Source organism: Sphingomonas sp. P4_G2 (assembly GCF_056401155.1).
On sequence record NZ_JBFUJY010000004.1, the window covers coordinates 224870 to 241839 of the forward strand.

The 16970-nt window shown below is 65.9% G+C and carries 17 protein-coding genes; 12 read left to right on the top strand and 5 right to left on the bottom strand.

The features are described from left to right. Window positions 1–63: 63 nt before the first annotated feature. A complete protein-coding gene (locus AC1DRD_RS13190) occupies window positions 64–621 on the bottom strand; it encodes a cupin domain-containing protein (protein WP_478041724.1) in 558 nt (185 codons plus the stop codon). Next, window positions 618–1370, bottom strand: coding sequence for a triose-phosphate isomerase (gene tpiA / locus AC1DRD_RS13195; RefSeq protein WP_478029226.1), 753 nt, complete (start codon window positions 1368–1370; stop codon window positions 618–620). The genes AC1DRD_RS13190 and tpiA overlap by 4 nt, the downstream gene beginning before the upstream one ends. 121 nt (window positions 1371–1491) lie before the next feature. Between tpiA and AC1DRD_RS13200 the strand changes: the two genes are divergently transcribed. Next, entirely contained in the window at window positions 1492–3468 is a 1977-nt protein-coding gene (locus tag AC1DRD_RS13200; protein WP_478041725.1) for a peptidylprolyl isomerase, read from the top strand. A gap of 4 nt (window positions 3469–3472) precedes the next feature. Then, complete coding sequence (locus AC1DRD_RS13205) at window positions 3473–4981, top strand: anthranilate synthase component I family protein (RefSeq protein WP_478041726.1); 1509 nt, start codon at window positions 3473–3475, stop codon at window positions 4979–4981. Window positions 4982–4984: 3 nt separating this feature from the next. Here the strand turns inward: AC1DRD_RS13205 and AC1DRD_RS13210 are convergent, their stop codons facing one another. Beyond that, window positions 4985–5407 carry a hypothetical protein gene (locus AC1DRD_RS13210; RefSeq protein ID WP_478029229.1) on the bottom strand — a complete coding sequence of 141 codons (423 nt, stop codon included), beginning with the start codon at window positions 5405–5407 and terminating at the stop codon, window positions 4985–4987. A 143-nt stretch (window positions 5408–5550) separates the two neighbouring features. Between AC1DRD_RS13210 and AC1DRD_RS13215 the strand changes: the two genes are divergently transcribed. The 4 genes from AC1DRD_RS13215 to moaC are packed head-to-tail and all read left to right on the top strand — an operon-like array spanning window position 5551 to window position 8475. Beyond that, complete coding sequence (locus AC1DRD_RS13215) at window positions 5551–6135, top strand: anthranilate synthase component II (RefSeq protein ID WP_066824862.1); 585 nt, start codon at window positions 5551–5553, stop codon at window positions 6133–6135. Beyond that, window positions 6132–7127 carry an anthranilate phosphoribosyltransferase gene (trpD, locus tag AC1DRD_RS13220; protein ID WP_478029230.1) on the top strand — a complete coding sequence of 332 codons (996 nt, stop codon included), beginning with the start codon at window positions 6132–6134 and terminating at the stop codon, window positions 7125–7127. The genes AC1DRD_RS13215 and trpD overlap by 4 nt, the downstream gene beginning before the upstream one ends. Then, window positions 7124–7912, top strand: coding sequence for an indole-3-glycerol phosphate synthase TrpC (gene trpC / locus AC1DRD_RS13225; RefSeq protein ID WP_478041727.1), 789 nt, complete (start codon window positions 7124–7126; stop codon window positions 7910–7912). Before trpD ends, trpC begins: the two co-directional genes overlap by 4 nt. A 47-nt stretch (window positions 7913–7959) precedes the next feature. Further along, on the top strand, window positions 7960–8475 hold the full coding sequence (gene moaC, locus AC1DRD_RS13230; RefSeq protein WP_478041728.1) for a cyclic pyranopterin monophosphate synthase MoaC: 516 nt from the start codon (window positions 7960–7962) through the stop codon (window positions 8473–8475). On the opposite strand, the gene AC1DRD_RS13235 is transcribed toward moaC, so the two are convergent. Then, on the bottom strand, window positions 8472–8897 hold the full coding sequence (locus AC1DRD_RS13235; protein ID WP_478029232.1) for a hypothetical protein: 426 nt from the start codon (window positions 8895–8897) through the stop codon (window positions 8472–8474). The two genes, moaC and AC1DRD_RS13235, sit on opposite strands and share 4 nt — an antisense overlap. 196 nt (window positions 8898–9093) lie before the next feature. On the opposite strand from AC1DRD_RS13235, the gene AC1DRD_RS13240 reads away from it, so the two are divergent. The 3 genes from AC1DRD_RS13240 to lexA all read left to right on the top strand — a co-directional run bounded on the left by AC1DRD_RS13240 (window position 9094) and on the right by lexA (window position 11551). Then, the gene (locus tag AC1DRD_RS13240) at window positions 9094–9573 is read left to right on the top strand and encodes a hypothetical protein (RefSeq protein WP_478029233.1); all 480 of its coding nucleotides are present in this window, start codon (window positions 9094–9096) and stop codon (window positions 9571–9573) included. Between the two features lie 62 nt (window positions 9574–9635). Continuing rightward, on the top strand, window positions 9636–10823 hold the full coding sequence (locus tag AC1DRD_RS13245) for a molybdopterin molybdotransferase MoeA (RefSeq protein WP_478041729.1): 1188 nt from the start codon (window positions 9636–9638) through the stop codon (window positions 10821–10823). Between the two features lie 56 nt (window positions 10824–10879). Continuing rightward, window positions 10880–11551 (top strand): transcriptional repressor LexA, encoded by a 672-nt coding sequence (lexA, locus tag AC1DRD_RS13250; RefSeq protein ID WP_084238460.1) that lies wholly within the window; start codon window positions 10880–10882, stop codon window positions 11549–11551. Here the strand turns inward: lexA and AC1DRD_RS13255 are convergent. After that, window positions 11442–13778, bottom strand: a complete 2337-nt coding sequence (locus AC1DRD_RS13255) for a ComEC/Rec2 family competence protein (protein ID WP_478041730.1) — start codon at window positions 13776–13778, stop codon at window positions 11442–11444. The two genes, lexA and AC1DRD_RS13255, sit on opposite strands and share 110 nt — an antisense overlap. A gap of 28 nt (window positions 13779–13806) precedes the next feature. Between AC1DRD_RS13255 and gltX the strand changes: the two genes are divergently transcribed. The 3 genes from gltX to AC1DRD_RS13270 are packed head-to-tail and all read left to right on the top strand — an operon-like array spanning window position 13807 to window position 16723. Next, the gene (gene gltX, locus AC1DRD_RS13260; protein WP_478041731.1) at window positions 13807–15243 is read left to right on the top strand and encodes a glutamate--tRNA ligase; all 1437 of its coding nucleotides are present in this window, start codon (window positions 13807–13809) and stop codon (window positions 15241–15243) included. A gap of 17 nt (window positions 15244–15260) precedes the next feature. Further along, entirely contained in the window at window positions 15261–16538 is a 1278-nt protein-coding gene (locus AC1DRD_RS13265; protein WP_478029237.1) for a citrate synthase, read from the top strand. Continuing rightward, entirely contained in the window at window positions 16538–16723 is a 186-nt protein-coding gene (locus AC1DRD_RS13270) for a hypothetical protein (RefSeq protein WP_478041732.1), read from the top strand. Before AC1DRD_RS13265 ends, AC1DRD_RS13270 begins: the two co-directional genes overlap by 1 nt. Window positions 16724–16970: the final 247 nt, after the last annotated feature.

Sequence of the window (16970 nt, forward strand, 5' to 3'; positions counted from 1 at the left end):
CCGCGACTCCTTGAAGAGGAAGGTCACCAAGCTAGTTCGGATTCCGACGCAAACCTACCGCAATCAGGCGGTGGCGGAGCGTACCGCGTCGATCAATACGAAAGCAATGCGCGCGAGGTGGTCCGACCTGTTTTCCCACCCATGCGGCGTCCCGCGCTGGATCAGGATGTCGCCCGCGCGCAAGATCGTCTCGTCGCGGTCCATCACCGCGACGATCTCACCCTGCAGCACGATCGCGTAATCGACCGTATCGGTCGTGTGCATGCTCGCCGAGCGCGTGCTGCCTTCGTGGTGATCGGCATCGGGATAGAGCGCGGCGAACACCGCCTTTACCATCGCAGCGCGCTGCTCCGGCGTCGCGTCGCCGATCGGCGGGAAGTCGATCACGCGCAGCACTGTACCACTGCTCGGCGGCAGCACGCCGCGATGCTCGGCAATGTCATCTGGCGCGTCGATCGCGCCCGGTGCCGTATGCGTCCGCCACATATTCGTGCTGCGATAGGTCGAGCCGGGCAAGACGAATTCGGCTGGGCTGGCGCCGTCCTCGGCGATGTACGAGCGCCCGTCCGCGTCAATCGCGGTGACAACGCGGCGTGGCGCCGGTAGCGGCGTATCGCTCATGCTGACAGAGCCTTGGCGGCCTGGATGATCGGGACGAACTTGTCCGCGGTCAGGCTGGCGCCTCCGACCAGGGCGCCATCGACATTGTCGAGCGCGAGGATCTCGCCGGCATTCGTTCCGGTCACCGATCCCCCGTAGAGAATCCGTACGTCGAGCGCCGGGTCGCCGATCATCTGGCGCAACTTGGCTCGCGCGATCGCATGCATCGCCGCGATCTCCTCCATCGTCGGCGTGCGGCCGGTACCGATCGCCCAACGCGGTTCATAGGCAAGCGTCAGCCAGTCGGCACGCGCATCGTCGGGCAAGGATTTCTCGATCTGCGCTTGGACCACGCGTTCGGCGCGGCCCGCGTCACGCTCGGCCTGGGTTTCGCCGACGCAGAGGATGACGCCCAATCCGTGACGGTGCGCCGCCGACGACTTCATATAGGCGTCGTGGCTGGTCTCGTGCTGGTCACCGCGGCGTTCGGAATGGCCGACAATGGTGAAGACAGCGCCGGCTTCCTTGACCATCGGGGCTGAGATGCAGCCAGTATGCGCGCCGCTATCCGCCTCGTGCACGTCCTCCGCCCCGATCGCGAGGGAAGGCAGGCGCGCATGCGCCGGCGCGATCAGGGTCGCCGGGACGGCAACCGCAACATCCACTCCCGGCGCCGCGGCGGCGGCGGCCGCGATGCCGTCGAGCTCGGCGAGCGTCGCCAGGCTGCCGTTCATTTTCCAATTGCCCGCGATCAGCTTGCGCCGTGTCATGTTTCCTCCCACTTTCGCTTCCCGATAGCGCTCGCGGTGGCACGTGCAAGCGTTGCGCTTGATGCATGGCTCGGCGGACCCTAAAGCGGCGGCTCGTTTTCAGGACCAACGATCGGCCCCCATGCTCACTTTCATTCGCAAGATCATCTTTTCGCGCATCGGCGCGCTCGTCACGCTGATCATCGTCGGCCTGATCGGCGTGGCGTTCGGGCTGGGCGACGTCACCGGCCTGCGGTCGAACGCGCTGGGCGGGCAAAACGCCGCGACCGCCGCGACCGTTGGCAACGATACTGTCTCGGTGACCGATCTGCGCAATGCCACCGACGGCATGCTCAACATGTACCGCAATCAGGCGCCGCAGCTCACCATGGCGGAGTTCATCAGCCGCGGCGGATTCGATGGCCCGCTCGAAAGCCGGCTGACCTCGATGGCGATGGAACAGTTCGGCCACAGCCAGGGCATCCGCGTCGGCAAGTCGTTGATCGACAATCAGATCGCGAATATCCCCGGCGTACGCGGGCTCGACGGCAAGTTCGACAAGGACAATTACAACCGCTTGCTGGCGATGCTGAAATCCAACGACCAGCAATTCCACGATCAGATGGGCCACGACCTGATGACCCAATTGATGCTCGGTCCGATCGCAGCGAACGCGACCGACAAGCTGAAGGGTCCCGCGGGCGTCGCAACCTCCTACGCGTCGATGCTGCTCGAAAAGCGCAACGGCACCGTCGCCTTCGTCGACACCAAGAAGATGCCCGCCGGCGCGCCGGTCACCGACGCCGAGGCCAACGCTTATTACACCCGCAACCTTGCGCGCTATACGATCCCCGAGCGCCGCTCGGCCCGCTATGCGCTGATCACGCTCGACGAACTCAAGAAGCGCGCCACCCCGACCGACGACGAGATCGCCAAGGCCTATCAGGCGCAAAAGGCGAAGTTCGATGCGGGTGAAAACCGGTCGCTCAAGCAAGTCGTGTTGCAGGACCAGAAAGCTGCCACCGATCTCGCGGCGAAAGTCCGCGGCGGCACGGCGATCGAGGCTGCGGCCAAGGCGCTGGGGCTTGAGGCCGCAGCGATCAACGACGTCAACAAGACCGCTTATGCCGGCCAGGCGACGCCAGCCCTGGCCGACCAGGTGTTCGGTGCAGCGCAGGGCGCGGTGATCGGTCCGGTCAAGACGCCGCTCGGCTGGGTGGTCGCGCATCTCGACAAGATCACCAAGGTCGCGGGCAAAACCCTCGACCAGGCCAAGCCCGAGCTGGTCAAAGAACTGACCGACCAGAAACTGGCGGCCATCGCGCAGACCCTGCGCGACCAGATCGAGGATGCGATCACCAATCGCCAGACGCTCGACCAGATCGCGGCCAAGCTCAACCTGACGGTCCAGGCGACCACGCCACTGACCGCCAACGGTACCGATCCGACGTCGGCGACCCCGGTCAAGCCCGATCCCAACCAGACGACGCTCTATCAGCTCGCCTTCCAGTCCGAGACCGATGATGATCCCCAGTTGGTGCCGTACGGCCAGGACGGCAGCTTCGCGGTCGCCAAGCTCGACAAGGTCATTCCGGCCGCCCCACAGCCGCTGGCGACGATTGCCGACCAGGTGAAGAAGGACGTCGTCATCGACCGCCAGGTCAAGGCGGCGCGCGACGTCGCCAACGCGATCACCGGCAAAGTCAACAAAGGCGTCCCGCTCGCCCAGGCGATGGCCGAATCGGGCATCAAGCTCGATGCGACCAAGCCGATGTCGGCCAATCGCGCCCAGCTGTTCGCGACCAAGCAGCCGCCTGCCCCGCTCGTCTTGCTGTTCAGCAAGCCCAAGGGCAGCGCGTCGCTGGTCGAGGCGCCGTACAAGGGTGGCTGGTTCGTCATCGTCGTCGACTCGATCGACAAGGGCAATGCCGCCGGCAACGCCCAGTTGATCGACAAGATGCGCGGCGATCTCGGCGCGAGCATGGGCGACGAATATCGCCAGCAATTCGCCAGCGCTGTGCGCAACAAGGTCGGCGTAAAGAAGAACGACGCCGCAATTACCGCGCTGCGCCGCGACCTGCTCGGTCAGGGCAGCGACGGCGGCGACCAGCCGCAATAAGGCGATGATCGAAGGAGCCGATGCCGCGCTGACCGCGCTCGCGGCCGAACGTCCGGCCCTCGTCTGGCGGCGTCAGGTCGCTGACACCGAGACGCCGGTCGCCGCGGCACTCAAGCTGATCGAGCCCGGGCGGGGCGACTTTCTGCTCGAATCGGTCGAGGGCGGCGCGGTGCGCGGACGTCACAGCCTGTTGGGTCTCGCGCCCGATCTGGTGTTCCGCGCGGACGGCGAGCGCGCGGCGATCAACCGCCATTGGCTGACCGATCGCGCCGCGTTCGAGCCCTGCGCGGATCCCACGCTGGCGGCGTTCCGCTCACTCGTCGCCTCGTGCCGGATGGAAGACGTTCCGCCCGAACTGCCGCGCGCGCTCGCCTGTCTGGTCGGCTATTTCGGCTATGAGACCGTTGGACTGGTCGAGGACTTGCCCCGCCCCGCAGATCCCGGGCTCGGCCTGCCCGATATGATCTTCGTGCGGCCGACCACGGTGCTGATCTTCGACCGGCTGGCCGATCAATTGTTTCTGGTTGCGCCGCTCTGGCCCGATAGCGGGCTCACGCCCGAGGCAGCGCTGGCTCTTGCCGAGGAGCGGATCGATGGCGTCGCCGCCAAGCTGGCGAACGCACCGATCCCGGCGGCGCCGCGCGGCGACCCGAGTGATGTCGCGCTGACCCCGGTGCTGCCGGACGGCGCGTATCGCGACATGGTATTGAAGGCGAAGGATTATATCGCGGCGGGCGATATCTTTCAGGTCGTCCTGGCGCAGCGTTTCACCGCGCCCTTCGCACTGCCACCGATCGAGCTCTATCGCGCGCTGCGACGCGTGAACCCCTCGCCGTTCCTCTATTTCCTCGATTTGCCCGACTTCGCGTTGTCGGGCTCCAGTCCCGAGATATTGGTGCGCGTACGCGACGGCGAAGTGACGATCCGCCCGATCGCGGGGACGCGCCCGCGCGGCAAATCTGCCACCGAAGACGAGGAAAACCGCCGCTCGCTGCTCGCCGATCCCAAGGAACGCGCCGAGCATCTGATGCTGCTCGATCTCGGCCGCAACGATGCTGGCCGTGTCGCCGCACCTGGCTCGGTCAAGGTCACCGACAGCTATACGATCGAGATGTACAGCCATGTGATGCACATCGTCTCGAACGTGGTCGCCGAACTCGACGGTAGCAAGGACGCGGTCGATGCGCTGTTCGCGGGGTTCCCCGCCGGGACGGTATCAGGCGCGCCCAAGGTTCGCGCTTGCCAGGTCATCGCCGAGCTCGAGCACGAGGCGCGCGGCGCTTATGCCGGCGGGGTCGGCTATTTCTCGCCCGACGGATCGATGGATTCGTGCATCGTGCTGAGGACGGCGGTGGTCAAGGACGGCGTCATGCATGTCCAGGCCGGTGCCGGCATCGTCGCCGACAGCGATCCGGTCTACGAACAGCGCGAGTGCGAGGCGAAAGCGGGCGCGCTGCTCGCCGCCGCCCGCGAGGCGATCGCCCGGGCGGGCGACGCTCGCTTTGGGCAATAGGCTCTACTGGTCGTCCGACTGGCCGTTGGCCTTGGCGCGGCGCTCGGCCGCCCAGGCCCGCGCTGCCGACCGCGCGCAGCCAGTTTGACCGCCCGACCCGACCGGCGAGCAGGTATCGGGCAGGCCCGCGGCCTCGCGGCTGGTCTGCTCATCGGCCGCAACGCGATTGACCCAACTCTGCCGCGCGGGCGGGATCGGTCCGGCGCCGCGCAGCGCCTTGGGGATGCGATAGGGATCGTCGACCGTCGTGCACACGACGATCTCGTCTCCGGTAGACGGCGGACATTTCTGGTCGGGTTCCACGACCACCGAGCGAATCCGTTTGACGGGCTGGCCGGTATCGGCCTGCTTATCGGACTTGTCCTGCGCCATTGCGCCCATGGGCACGGCAAGCAAGGCCAGGGCTGCGAACGCGGTACGGATCATCGGTGCGACCTTTCTTTGGGCACTTCAACGCCCCCCAGATAGGATCGATCCCGTATCATTCCAGCGCTTGGCAGGCCGAAACACGGCGAAACGAGGGCGCAACGACGATTGTCGCGGTGCAGCGAACGCGCTAGCGGGCGGCAATGATTTTGGTGATCGACAATTACGACAGCTTCACCTGGAACCTGGTCCATTATCTGATGGAACTCGGACAGGATGTTCAGGTCGTGCGCAACGACGCGTTGACCGCGCGCGACGCCTTGGCAAGCAACGCCGAGGCGTTCCTGATCTCGCCCGGCCCCTGCACGCCCAACGAAGCGGGAGTCAGCCTGGATCTGGTCGCCGCCGCCGCCGACGCCGGACGGCCGCTGCTCGGCGTGTGCCTGGGGCATCAGTCGATCGGCCAGCATTTCGGCGGGCATGTCGTTCGCGGCGGGCTGATGCACGGCAAGACGTCGGCGATCACCCATGACGGGACCGGGTTGTTCAAGGGCGTGCCCTCGCCATTCCAGGCGACCCGCTATCATTCGCTGGTGGTCGAGGATGTCCCGGCCGAACTGATCGTCAATGCCCGCGCCGAGGATGGCTTCGTGATGGGGTTCCGTCACGCAACCTTGCCAATCCATGGCGTGCAATTCCATCCCGAGAGCATCGCCACCGAACATGGGCATCAACTTCTCGCCAATTTCCTCGAGCTTGCCGGGCTGAAGGCGAAGGCGCTGGCGTGACCAGCTTTGTGCCGCTGCCCGATCCATCGGCTCCGTTGTCGCGCGAATCGGCGGCACAGGCATTCGCCGACATTCTCGACGCCAAGACGTCCGAAGACGCGATCGCCGAGTTCTTGATCGCACTGACCGACCGTGGCGAGACTAGCATCGAGATCGCCGAGGCCGCGCGTGCCCTGCGTGCCCGGCTGATCCCGATCGACGCGCCGACCAATGCGATCGACGTCTGCGGCACCGGCGGCGATGGCCATCACACGCTCAACGTCTCGACCGCCGTCAGCTTAGTGGTCGCTGCCAGCGGTGTACCCGTCGCCAAACACGGCAACCGTGCCGCCAGCTCCAAGGCAGGCGCCGCCGACACGCTGGAGGTGCTGGGGCTCGACATGGAACGTGCCGGGGCGCTCGCCCAGGCGACGCTCAACGATCTCGGCATCTGCTTCCTGTTCGCCGCCAACCATCATCCGGCGATGAAGCGCATCACCCCGATCCGCCGCCGGATCGGACGGCGCACGATCTTCAACCTGATGGGTCCGCTCGCCAACCCGGCGCACGTCACGCGCCAGCTGATCGGCATCGCGCGGCCCGATTACACCGACACCTATGCCGAGGCGCTCGAGCAGCTCGGCACCGAAGCGGCGCTGGTCGTGTCGGGCGAGGAAGGGCTGGACGAGGTGTCCGGCGCCGGTCCGACCGTCGCGGTCAGCGTCGGCCGATTGTCGTTGCCCGCGCATATCACCCCCGAGGATGCCGGCCTGCCGCGCCATCCAATCGCGGCGATCCATGGCGGCGACCCCGCCTATAACGCCGCGGCGCTGCGCCGATTGCTCCAGGGCGAGCACGGCGCGTATCGCGACGCGGTGCTGATCAACGCCGCTGCCGCGTTGGTCGTCGCAGGCGCCGCCGACACGCTCACCGAAGGCGCCGAGGAAGCTGCGGAGACGATCGACAAGGGTCTTGCCAACGCGCTGCTCGATTGCTGGATCGCCTATAAATGACCAATATCCTCGACCGTATTCTCGAAACCAAGCGCGCCGAAGTGGCGGCGAAGAAAGCGACCACCTCGCTCGCCAGCCTGGAAGCGATGATCAGCCGCCGCGACACGCCGCGCGGGTTCAGAAAGGCGCTCGACAAGAAGGCGAAGAGCGGCCCGGCATTGATCGCCGAGGTCAAGAAAGCGAGCCCGTCCAAGGGCGTGATCCGTGAGGACTTCGATCCGCCGGCACACGCGCTCGCCTATCTCAAGGGCGGTGCCACTTGCCTGTCGGTGCTGACCGACGAGCAATATTTCCAGGGCGACGATTCCTATCTCGCATTGATCCACGAGACCGTGCCGCTGCCGCTGCTGCGCAAGGACTTCATGATCGATCCGTGGCAGGCGCATGAAAGCCGTGCGCTCGGCGCCGACGCGATCCTGATCATCGTCGCCGCGCTCGACGATGCGCGGATGGCCGAGATCGAGGCCGCGGCGATCGATTGCGGGCTCGACGTTCTGGTCGAGGTCCATGACGAGAAGGAACTCGATCGCGCGCTCAAGCTCAAGTCGCGGCTGATCGGCGTGAACAATCGCGACCTGCGCGATTTCTCGATCAGCTTCGCCGGTACCTATGACTTGATCGGCAAGGCGCCGGCGGGATGCACCTTCGTCGCCGAAAGCGGCCTCACCTCGCGCGCCGATCTCGAAGCGATGCGCGCGCATGGTGTGAACTGCTTCCTGGTCGGCGAAAGCCTGATGCGGGCGGAGAATATCGCCGCGGCAACCAAAGAATTGCTGGGTAGTTAGCTCCCCTCCCGCTTGCGGGAGGGGTCGGGGGAGGGCATGTCTTTTTCATGTCCCAAAGCGACACCCCCTCCCCTAACCCCTCCCGCGAGCGGGAGGGGAATTTGACGCACCTCGACGAGACGGGTGCCGCGCGGATGGTCGACGTGTCCGCCAAGCCGGAAACCGAGCGCCGTGCGGTCGCGACCGGACGCATATCGATGTCTCGTGAAGCGGCTGCAGCGATCGGGACAGGCGATGTGCCGAAGGGCGACGTGCTCGCCGCTGCACGGATCGCCGGGATCATGGCCGCCAAGCGCACCGGCGAGCTGATCCCGCTGTGCCACCCACTCCCGATCACCAGCGCCGCCATCGACCTTTCGGTCGACAGCGACGGCGTGACCGCAACCGCGACGATCACCACCACCGGCCGCACAGGAGTCGAGATGGAGGCGATGACCGCCGTCTCGGTCGCCCTGCTGACGATCTACGACATGGCCAAAGCGATCGACAAGGCGATGACGATCGACTCGATCCGTCTGCTGTCGAAGACCGGTGGCAAGTCGGGCGACTGGCAGGCGCCCTAGTCGAGCGGCATCGTTATCGCGATCCAGGCGATATAGCCGGCCACCACGACGAACATCAGCCCGCAGCATCCGCCTTTGACGTCGCGCGGCGTGTCCTTCGCATCCGCCGCGCGCGCGCCGAAGAACTCGAGCCCGACCGAGAACAGGACCAGACCGCACAACCCCAATACCGCGCCCCAAAACAGGCGCCACAGCCAGCCGCCGATCCAGTTCAATGTCGCGCCATGCGCATCGAACCACGCGCTCAACTCGGACGGCGAGATGCCGAACATCCAGGCGACGGCGAAGACGATGCAGAGCAGAAGGAACAGGAACGTCCACAACGTCCCCGCGCCGCGGAACATCTGCCCCGAGCCGGCGAACGGCCAGACGATCCGCGCCAATGTCCAAAGCCACCGGAAAAAACCCGCGATGAAGCCCATCAGCCAAATCCCCCATCCTGTGTCATAGCACGAAAGGCCAGCCGGCCTGCTCTCCGAGACTCGCGGCAAGTCGGGGTGACCGGCGGAAGCCCTGAACGACCGGACTATTCCGGAAGATCACAGCGTCTTGTCCGGCGCGCGTTGACCACCCGTCTCGCCAGGCTCACGCTTGCGTGCATTCCGAGGGGGGAAGCCAATGAAAAAACTGTTTCTGCTGCCGCTTGCGGTATTGTTGATCGCGCCGATTACGGCCGCCGCGCCCGCCGCCGATAGCGAACTGACCAAACCGATTCGTCAGTTCATCGACGGCTTCAACACCGGCGACACCAAATCGGCTTATGCCGCTTACGTGCAGGGCGACGTGTCGATCATCGACGAATTCGCGCCGCACCTCTGGATTGGCCCCAAGGCGCCGCAGCTATGGGCGGCCGATTACGACAAGCACGCGAAAGCGACCGGAATATCCGACGGATCGGTCAAATATGGCGCCCCGACACGCCGCGAAATCGACGGTGCCAGGGCCTATGTCATCATTCCGACGGTCTATGCCTACCGGGAAAAGGGCGCGCGGATTGCCGAGGAAGGCGAGATGACCTTCGTGCTGTCAAAGGGCAAAGCGGGCTGGAAGATCAAGGCCTGGACCTGGTCGGGCGTCAAGCCGCATCCGGCGGGCTGACGGGGTTCGCCGCGCGGCGAACCGCTGGCGAAAGCGCCACGGGCTGTGGCATGGCGTCAAGGATGACCTCGCTGCTTCTCGTCGCCGATGCCCAGGCGCGCCTGTTTGCGATGGCACCACGCGTCGCGACCGAGCGTATGCCACTGACCTCGGCAGCCGGGCGTTGGACCGCCGAGCCCGTCATCGCCCTGCGTGCGCAGCCCGGCGCCGATCTGTCGTCGATGGATGGTTATGCGATCCGGTTCGACGACTTGCCCGGCCCCTGGCGCGTGATCGGCGAAAGCGCGGCGGGGCGCGCCTTTGGCGGTGCGACGGAGCGCGGCGAGGCGGTGCGGATATTCACCGGCGCGGCGATGCCCGCGGGCGCCGACAGCGTGCTTGTCCAGGAAGAGGCCGAGCGCGCCGGCGGCAAGCTGCTCCTCGCCGGCGAGGGACCACCGCGCCGCGGCATGAGCGTGCGGCGCAAGGGTCTCGATTTCGAGCGGGGCGCGGTGCTGATCGGCGCCGGTATGCGCCTGACACCGGCCGCCATCGCGCTCGCGGCGACCGGCGGGCATGGTGCGCTCAACATCAATCGCCGCCTGCGCATCGCCATCCTGGCGACGGGCGACGAGCTCATTGCGCCCGGCACGGCCAGCGACGATCCGCTGGCACTCCCTGAAGGCAATAGCGCGATGCTGGCGGCGATGCTCGCCGATCTGCCGATCGACGTGACTGTAGCAGGGATCCTCCCCGACCGGCTCGACGCGCTCGTCGCGGCGTTCTCCGGCGCGAATGCCGATATTATCGTCACGACTGGCGGCGCCTCGGTCGGCGATCACGATCTGGTACGCCCGGCGCTCGAAGCGGCAGGTGGAGAGGTGGATTTCTGGCGCATCGCGATCCGGCCGGGCAAGCCGATGCTCGCGGGGCGCCTCGGCGAGGCGATAATGCTGGGTCTGCCAGGCAACCCCGTATCGGCATTCGTCACCGCCACCTTGTTCCTGCGGCCATTGATCGCCGCGATGGCCGGCGCGGCGAATCCGTTGCCGCGGATGCTCCGCGCGGAACTCGCCGACCCGCTTCCCGCCAACGACCACCGCCAGGATTATCTGCGCGGAACGTTAGTCGACGGCCGCGTCTCGGCCGCCGCCATGCAGGACAGTTCGATGCTCGCCACACTGGCGCGCGCGACGTGTCTGATCGTGCGGCCGCCGCACGCGCCGCCAGCCGCGATCGGCGATACTGTGGACATCTTGCCGCTCGCTTGACTTGATCCGCAACGTTCCGTAAAAGTTCCGCGTCTGTTCTGGACGGAGGAACGTCGATGCTCACCAAGAAGCAGCATGAGCTGATCTGCTTCATCAACGATCGCTTGAACGAAACCGGCGTGTCGCCGTCGTTCGAGGAGATGAAGGAGGCGCTCGACCTCAAGTCGAAGTCCGGCGTGCATCGCCTGATCTCGGCGCTCGAGGAGCGGCAGTTCCTACGGCGCCTGCCCAATCGGGCACGCGCACTCGAAGTGCTCAAGATGCCGGAACGTGCCGACAGCAAGCGTGCCGTGGCCGCCCAGCCCAAGCCGAACAATTTCCGACCCGCTCCCGAACCCGCCAACGACGTGATCGAGATCCCGTTGCACGGCCGGATCGCGGCCGGCGTGCCGATCGAAGCGTTCGAGGGATCGTCGATGCTCCCCGTCCCCGCCGCCTTGCTCGGCAGCGGCGAGCATTACGCGCTGGAAGTCGCCGGTGACTCGATGGTCGAGGCCGGCATTCTCGACGGCGATTACGCGCTGATCCGCCGCACCGACGTGGCACGCGACGGGGAAATCGTCGTCGCGCTGATCGAGGAAAGCGAAGCGACACTCAAATATTTCCGCCGCGAAGGTGCTATGGTGCGGCTCGATCCGGCCAATCGCGCTTACGATCCGCAGCGTTACGCTCCTCAGCAGGTGCGGATCCAGGGCCGCCTCGCCGGCCTGTTGCGCCGTTACGATTAGAACGCGAACCCGACATAACCCAAGGGTGACGATCACCAGGCTGGCGGACGGTGACGATCCGTCCGCTGGCCAGGCTGATCGCCATTCCGCCAGTGCGGCGCAGGAACGGCGCATCGAGCTTGAGCCAAATCGGCCGGCACGCTGAGGGCAACCGCCGGTCGCTGACGACGATGTCCGCCGCGCGGCACGCGGCGATCAACTGGTCGGACGGCAATTGGTACAGGCTGCGCGTCGCGAGGACGCGGAATATCCGTCCTCCGGATTGCACCAGAGCGAGGCAGGCGTCCGGCGTGCATTGGGCGAAGGGCTGATCGGACAGCAGCATCGCCTCCCCATCCACCCCGGCATTCTGAGTCATCGTGTCGCGCGTATAATCCCCTGCCTTGTCGCGCAGGATCGCGACGCCGCCATTGGGCGTGCGCACCGCGAGATGCTGGCCGTCGCCCGAGATCAGCAGATCGGGTGCCGGGATCGCCAGCGCCCAGGCCGCGCCCATCGCCATCGGCGCAAGACCGGCAAGACGGATTCGCGAGCGCCACAGCATCAGCCATAACAATCCCAGGATCATCAGCCCGAACGCGCCGGCCGGCATGCCGGGCAGCATCGCCACCGACCCCGGCGCTTTGGCCGCAGTACGCGCGATCCACAGCAAGAGGTTGAGCGCGTGCGTGGTCACCCACCAGAACGGCGCGCCCAGGCCGATCGCGTCGGCCGCCAGCGCCAGCGCCTCGGCCGGCATGATGACGAAGGTGGTCAGCGGGATCGCGACGATATTGGCGACGACGCCATACATGCCCTCTTTGTGGAAATGGTACAGCGCGATCGGCGCCAGCGCGGCTTCGATCACCAGGCCGGTCAGCAGCAACGATCCGATTTCGCGCGCGATACGGCGCCACCAGGCCTGGTCGCGTTTCTCGAATAATTGCTTGACGCGCGGTTGCTCGTGGAACGCGATCAGCGATCCGACCGCGGCGAAGCTGAGCTGGAAGCTCGGCCCCGCCAGCGCCTCGGGCCAGAGTAGCAGGACGATGAAGGCGCCGGCCGCGACCAGCCGCAAGGTGATCGCCTCGCGGCCCATGGCAAGCGCCGCCAACACCAGCAACGCGGCGATGCACGATCGCGCGGTCGGAACCTGGCTGCCCGTAAGCAGAGTGTATCCAATCGCCGCGACCGCACCGGCCCCCGCAGCGACCACCGGGATCCGCACCCGCAGCGCCAGCCATGGCCATAAGGCGAGCAGTCGCGTGACCGCCCAGATCGTCGCGACGACCACTGCGGTAATATGCAGACCACTCACTGACAGGAGATGCGCGAGCCCCGACCGCCGCATCGCGTCGGCATCGTCCAGCGAGATCGCGCCCTCGTCGCCCGCGGCCAGTGCAGCGGCGATCCCGCCCGCGCTACCTTCGACCTTGCTCTGGATATGCGCCGCCAGTGCCGCGCGCAGGCCGTTCGATTCCCTGCCCGGTTCGATCACCTTGACCGGCGCGTTTCCCTTGCCCGTCGCGCCAAGTCCGGCGAACCACGCCACTTGCCGGAAATCGTAGGCGCCAGGCACCGTAGCCTCGTTTGGCGGCATCAACCGGGTCTGCAGCTTGATGATCGCGCCAGGTCCAAGGCCGGCGGGCACATCGGTGTTCGCGATATTCACTCGGACGTGCGGCGGCAGTACGAGCGGCGGCCTCGGCCGATCGTCGCATCCCCGCCCTCCGGCACCATAAGGCGCGCCGCCTTTCCTGCTGCAGTTCGGACGTTTCGGGCTGGCGACCGCCTGCGCCGCGATCGGCGTCAAGCTCACCCGGACGAGGTCGCGCGCCGGCAACGGCTCGATACTCTCGACTCGCGCGGTCAGCATGACAATCGCCGGCCGCGCCAGCACCGGTTGCGTAACATAGGAAGCGCGCCACCACGCCAGCCCCAGTCCCAACGCCGCCAAACCCGCGGCCAACGCCACAGCGCGGCTGGCGCGCCCGCTTTGCCCGATCGCGATTGCCGCCATCGCGATGCCGGCCAGCGCGAGCATCGCTGCGATCCATTGCATCGGATCGTCGAGCACGAACCACAAAGCAATGCCGCCGCCCAAGGCCACCGGCAGCCACAAGGGAAGTTGATCGCGCTCGGCCTCCAATCCATGTTCGAGTGCACGGCGCGCACGCGTGCATCGTGCCGCCAGCGTTTGAAGCGGTCGGAACCGCGTGCTAGGGCGCGCGGCGGCGACGGTCGCCATCAGTCATCCAGCCTGGGAGCATGCGCGGTTGAGCGCCAGTTCTGACTCCGGGGCGCCAACATCCGGCGCACCCGTCACCAACGTCGTCACCCGGTTCGCGCCTTCGCCGACCGGCTTTCTGCATATTGGCGGCGCGCGCACCGCGTTGTTCAATCTGCTGTTCGCGCGACATCACGGGGGCAAATTCCTCCTACGCATCGAGGATACCGATCGCGCGCGATCGACGCAGCCCGCAATTGACGCCATTTTGGCGGGGATGCGCTGGCTCGACCTAGAATGGGACGGGCCCGAAATCTATCAATTCTCGCGCGCCGCACGTCACGCCGAGGTCGCGTATGAGATGGTCGAAAAGGGCGCGGCCTATCGCTGCTATCTGACCCAGGACGAGCTCGCCCAGATGCGCGCCGAGGCGGAAGCGGCGAAGAAGCCGCTCCGGATCCGCTCGCCGTGGCGCGATCGCATGCCCAACGACCCGCAGGCGCCGCACGTCATCCGCCTGAAGGCGCCGATAGAGGGAGCGACGACGATCCACGATCGCGTCCAGGGCGAGGTCACCGTCCAGAACAGCGAGATCGACGATCTCGTCCTGCTGCGGTCGGACGGTACGCCCACCTATATGCTGGCGGTGGTGGTCGACGATCACGACATGGGCGTGACTCACGTCATCCGCGGCGACGACCATCTCAACAACGCATTTCGCCAGTTGCCGATCTATCGCGCGATGGGCTGGCCGGAACCGGTCTATGCTCATATCCCACTGATTCACGGATCGGATGGCGCCAAACTGTCTAAGCGCCATGGCGCACTGGGCGTCGACGCCTATCGCGACGAGATGGGCCTGCTGCCCGAAGCGGTCGACAATTACCTGTTGCGGCTTGGCTGGGGGCATGGCGATGACGAGATCATCAGCCGCGCCCAGGCGATCGAATGGTTCGACCTCGACGGCGTCGGAAAATCACCAAGTCGGTTCGATTTGAAGAAGCTCGAGAACCTGAACGGCCATTATATCCGCGAGGCAGATGATGCTCGTCTCGCCGACCTCGTCGCCCCGCGAATCCCGCTGGAATTGACCCCGCCGCAGCGCGAACTGTTGCGCCGCACCATGCCGTTTCTCAAGCCGCGCGCCGCCAACCTGATTGAGTTGGCCGAGGGCAGCATGTTCCTTTTCCACGCCCGACCGCTGCCGATGGACGCAGATGCAGCATTGCTGCTTCAGGGTGAGGCACCCACCTTGCTCGCGCGCCTTCACACGGCGCTTGACGCCGTCGTGGACTGGGATACGGAGGCGCTCGAAAACGCGGTTCGGCAAGTCGCCGAAGACGCCGGGGTCAAGCTCGGCCAGGTCGCGCAGCCGCTTCGCGCGGCGCTGACCGGCAAGCGCACTTCCCCCGGCATTTTCGACGTACTCGCCGTCCTCGGCCGCGAAGAAAGCCTGGGCCGCATATCCGACCGGATGGCAGCCTGAATTCGAAGGAACGTTATATGGCCGACACGAACACCCTCAAGTTCGGGAATCACGACTATCCGGTGATGTCCGGTTCGGTCGGCCCCCAGGTGGTCGATATCCGCAAGCTGTACAGCGAAACGGGTATGTTCACTTATGACCCGGGCTTCACCTCGACTGCCAGCTGCGAATCGGCGCTGACCTATATCGATGGTGATGAGGGCATTTTGCTCCACCGCGGCTATCCGATCGGCCAGCTGGCCGAACAGTCGAGCTTCATGGAAGTGAGCTATCTGCTCCTCAACGGCGAGTTGCCGTCGAAGGACGAGCTCAACGAATTCACCCACACGATCACGCGCCACACCATGCTGCACGAGCAGCTCGCGACCTTCTATCGCGGGTTCCGCCGCGACGCGCATCCGATGGCGATCATGTGCGGGGTGGTCGGCGCGCTGTCGGCTTTCTATCACGATTCGACCGACATCAACGATCCGCACCAGCGGATGATCGCGTCGCACCGCCTGATCGCCAAGATGCCGACGATCGCGGCGATGGCGTACAAATACAGCGTCGGGCAGCCGTTCCTCTATCCCGATAACTCTTTGAGCTATACGGGTAATTTCCTGCGCATGACGTTCGGCGTGCCGGCAGAGCCCTATGAGGTGAATCCGATCGTCGAGCGCGCGCTCGACCGCATCTTCATCCTCCATGCCGACCACGAGCAGAATGCATCGACTTCGACCGTCCGGCTCGCCGGCTCGTCGGGCGCCAATCCGTTCGCATGCATCGCGGCCGGCATCGCCTGCCTGTGGGGCCCTGCGCATGGTGGTGCCAACGAGGCCGCGCTCAACATGTTGCGCGAGATCGGGACGCCCGATCGCATTCCCGAATTCATCGCCCGCGCGAAGGACAAGAACGACCCGTTCCGCCTGATGGGCTTCGGCCATCGCGTCTACAAGAATTACGACCCGCGCGCGACGGTGATGCAGAAGACGGTGCGGGAGGTATTTGACGCGCTCAAGGTCAGCGATCCCGTGTTCGAGGTCGCGCTGCAGCTCGAGCATATGGCGCTCAACGATCCTTATTTCGTCGAGAAGAAGCTATTCCCGAACGTCGATTTCTATTCGGGCGTTATCCTGTCGGCGATCGGTTTCCCGACGACGATGTTCACCGCGTTGTTCGCGCTCGCCCGCACCGTCGGCTGGGTCGCACAGTGGAACGAGATGATCAGCGATCCGGCGCAGAAGATCGGCCGTCCCCGCCAGCTCTACACCGGCCCGACGCAGCGCGATTATACCCCTATCGGCCAGCGCTGATGCGCTTGCTGCTCCAAGTCTTCGGTGCGCTGTGCATCGCGATGGGGCTGCTGTGGGTGGGCCAGGGCCTCGGCCTGGTCCACTGGCCGGCATCGAGCTTCATGCTCGACATGCGCATCTGGGCGCTCTGGGGGGCGCTGCTCGCGGCGGGTGGTATCGTGCTGGTATGGATCGGGCGGCGCTAGAATCGCGCCTGCTCAGTTCGTCCGCGAGAGCTGGTCGGTAAGAGTTCTCGCACAAAGACACCAAGGCACGAAGATTTGGTTCGCACAGAGGCGCAGAGGACGCTGAGGTGTATCGCACGGCCGCGTCAGCAGCCTTTCATTCCCCGGCAACGAGAAAGCGCGCTTTAGCGCCCATAATCTCCGCGCACTCTGCGCCTCTGCGCGAAATTACTCTTCCTTGCGCCTTTGTGGCTTCGTGCGAGCAAAT

What these genes read in the sequence shown, in the direction of transcription:
- AC1DRD_RS13255 (WP_478041730.1), bottom strand. Translation starts at nt 13,778, where the DNA reads ATGGCGACCGTCGCCGCCGCGCGCCCTAGCACGCGGTTCCGACCGCTT.
- AC1DRD_RS13215 (WP_066824862.1), top strand. Translation starts at nt 5,551, where the DNA reads ATGATTTTGGTGATCGACAATTACGACAGCTTCACCTGGAACCTGGTC.
- AC1DRD_RS13235 (WP_478029232.1), bottom strand. Translation starts at nt 8,897, where the DNA reads ATGGGCTTCATCGCGGGTTTTTTCCGGTGGCTTTGGACATTGGCGCGG.
- AC1DRD_RS13205 (WP_478041726.1), top strand. Translation starts at nt 3,473, where the DNA reads ATGATCGAAGGAGCCGATGCCGCGCTGACCGCGCTCGCGGCCGAACGT.
- moaC (WP_478041728.1), top strand. Translation starts at nt 7,960, where the DNA reads ATGTCCCAAAGCGACACCCCCTCCCCTAACCCCTCCCGCGAGCGGGAG.
- AC1DRD_RS13210 (WP_478029229.1), bottom strand. Translation starts at nt 5,407, where the DNA reads ATGATCCGTACCGCGTTCGCAGCCCTGGCCTTGCTTGCCGTGCCCATG.
- AC1DRD_RS13200 (WP_478041725.1), top strand. Translation starts at nt 1,492, where the DNA reads ATGCTCACTTTCATTCGCAAGATCATCTTTTCGCGCATCGGCGCGCTC.
- AC1DRD_RS13270 (WP_478041732.1), top strand. Translation starts at nt 16,538, where the DNA reads ATGCGCTTGCTGCTCCAAGTCTTCGGTGCGCTGTGCATCGCGATGGGG.
- AC1DRD_RS13240 (WP_478029233.1), top strand. Translation starts at nt 9,094, where the DNA reads ATGAAAAAACTGTTTCTGCTGCCGCTTGCGGTATTGTTGATCGCGCCG.
- AC1DRD_RS13190 (WP_478041724.1), bottom strand. Translation starts at nt 621, where the DNA reads ATGAGCGATACGCCGCTACCGGCGCCACGCCGCGTTGTCACCGCGATT.
- AC1DRD_RS13245 (WP_478041729.1), top strand. Translation starts at nt 9,636, where the DNA reads ATGACCTCGCTGCTTCTCGTCGCCGATGCCCAGGCGCGCCTGTTTGCG.
- trpC (WP_478041727.1), top strand. Translation starts at nt 7,124, where the DNA reads ATGACCAATATCCTCGACCGTATTCTCGAAACCAAGCGCGCCGAAGTG.
- tpiA (WP_478029226.1), bottom strand. Translation starts at nt 1,370, where the DNA reads ATGACACGGCGCAAGCTGATCGCGGGCAATTGGAAAATGAACGGCAGC.
- AC1DRD_RS13265 (WP_478029237.1), top strand. Translation starts at nt 15,261, where the DNA reads ATGGCCGACACGAACACCCTCAAGTTCGGGAATCACGACTATCCGGTG.
- lexA (WP_084238460.1), top strand. Translation starts at nt 10,880, where the DNA reads ATGCTCACCAAGAAGCAGCATGAGCTGATCTGCTTCATCAACGATCGC.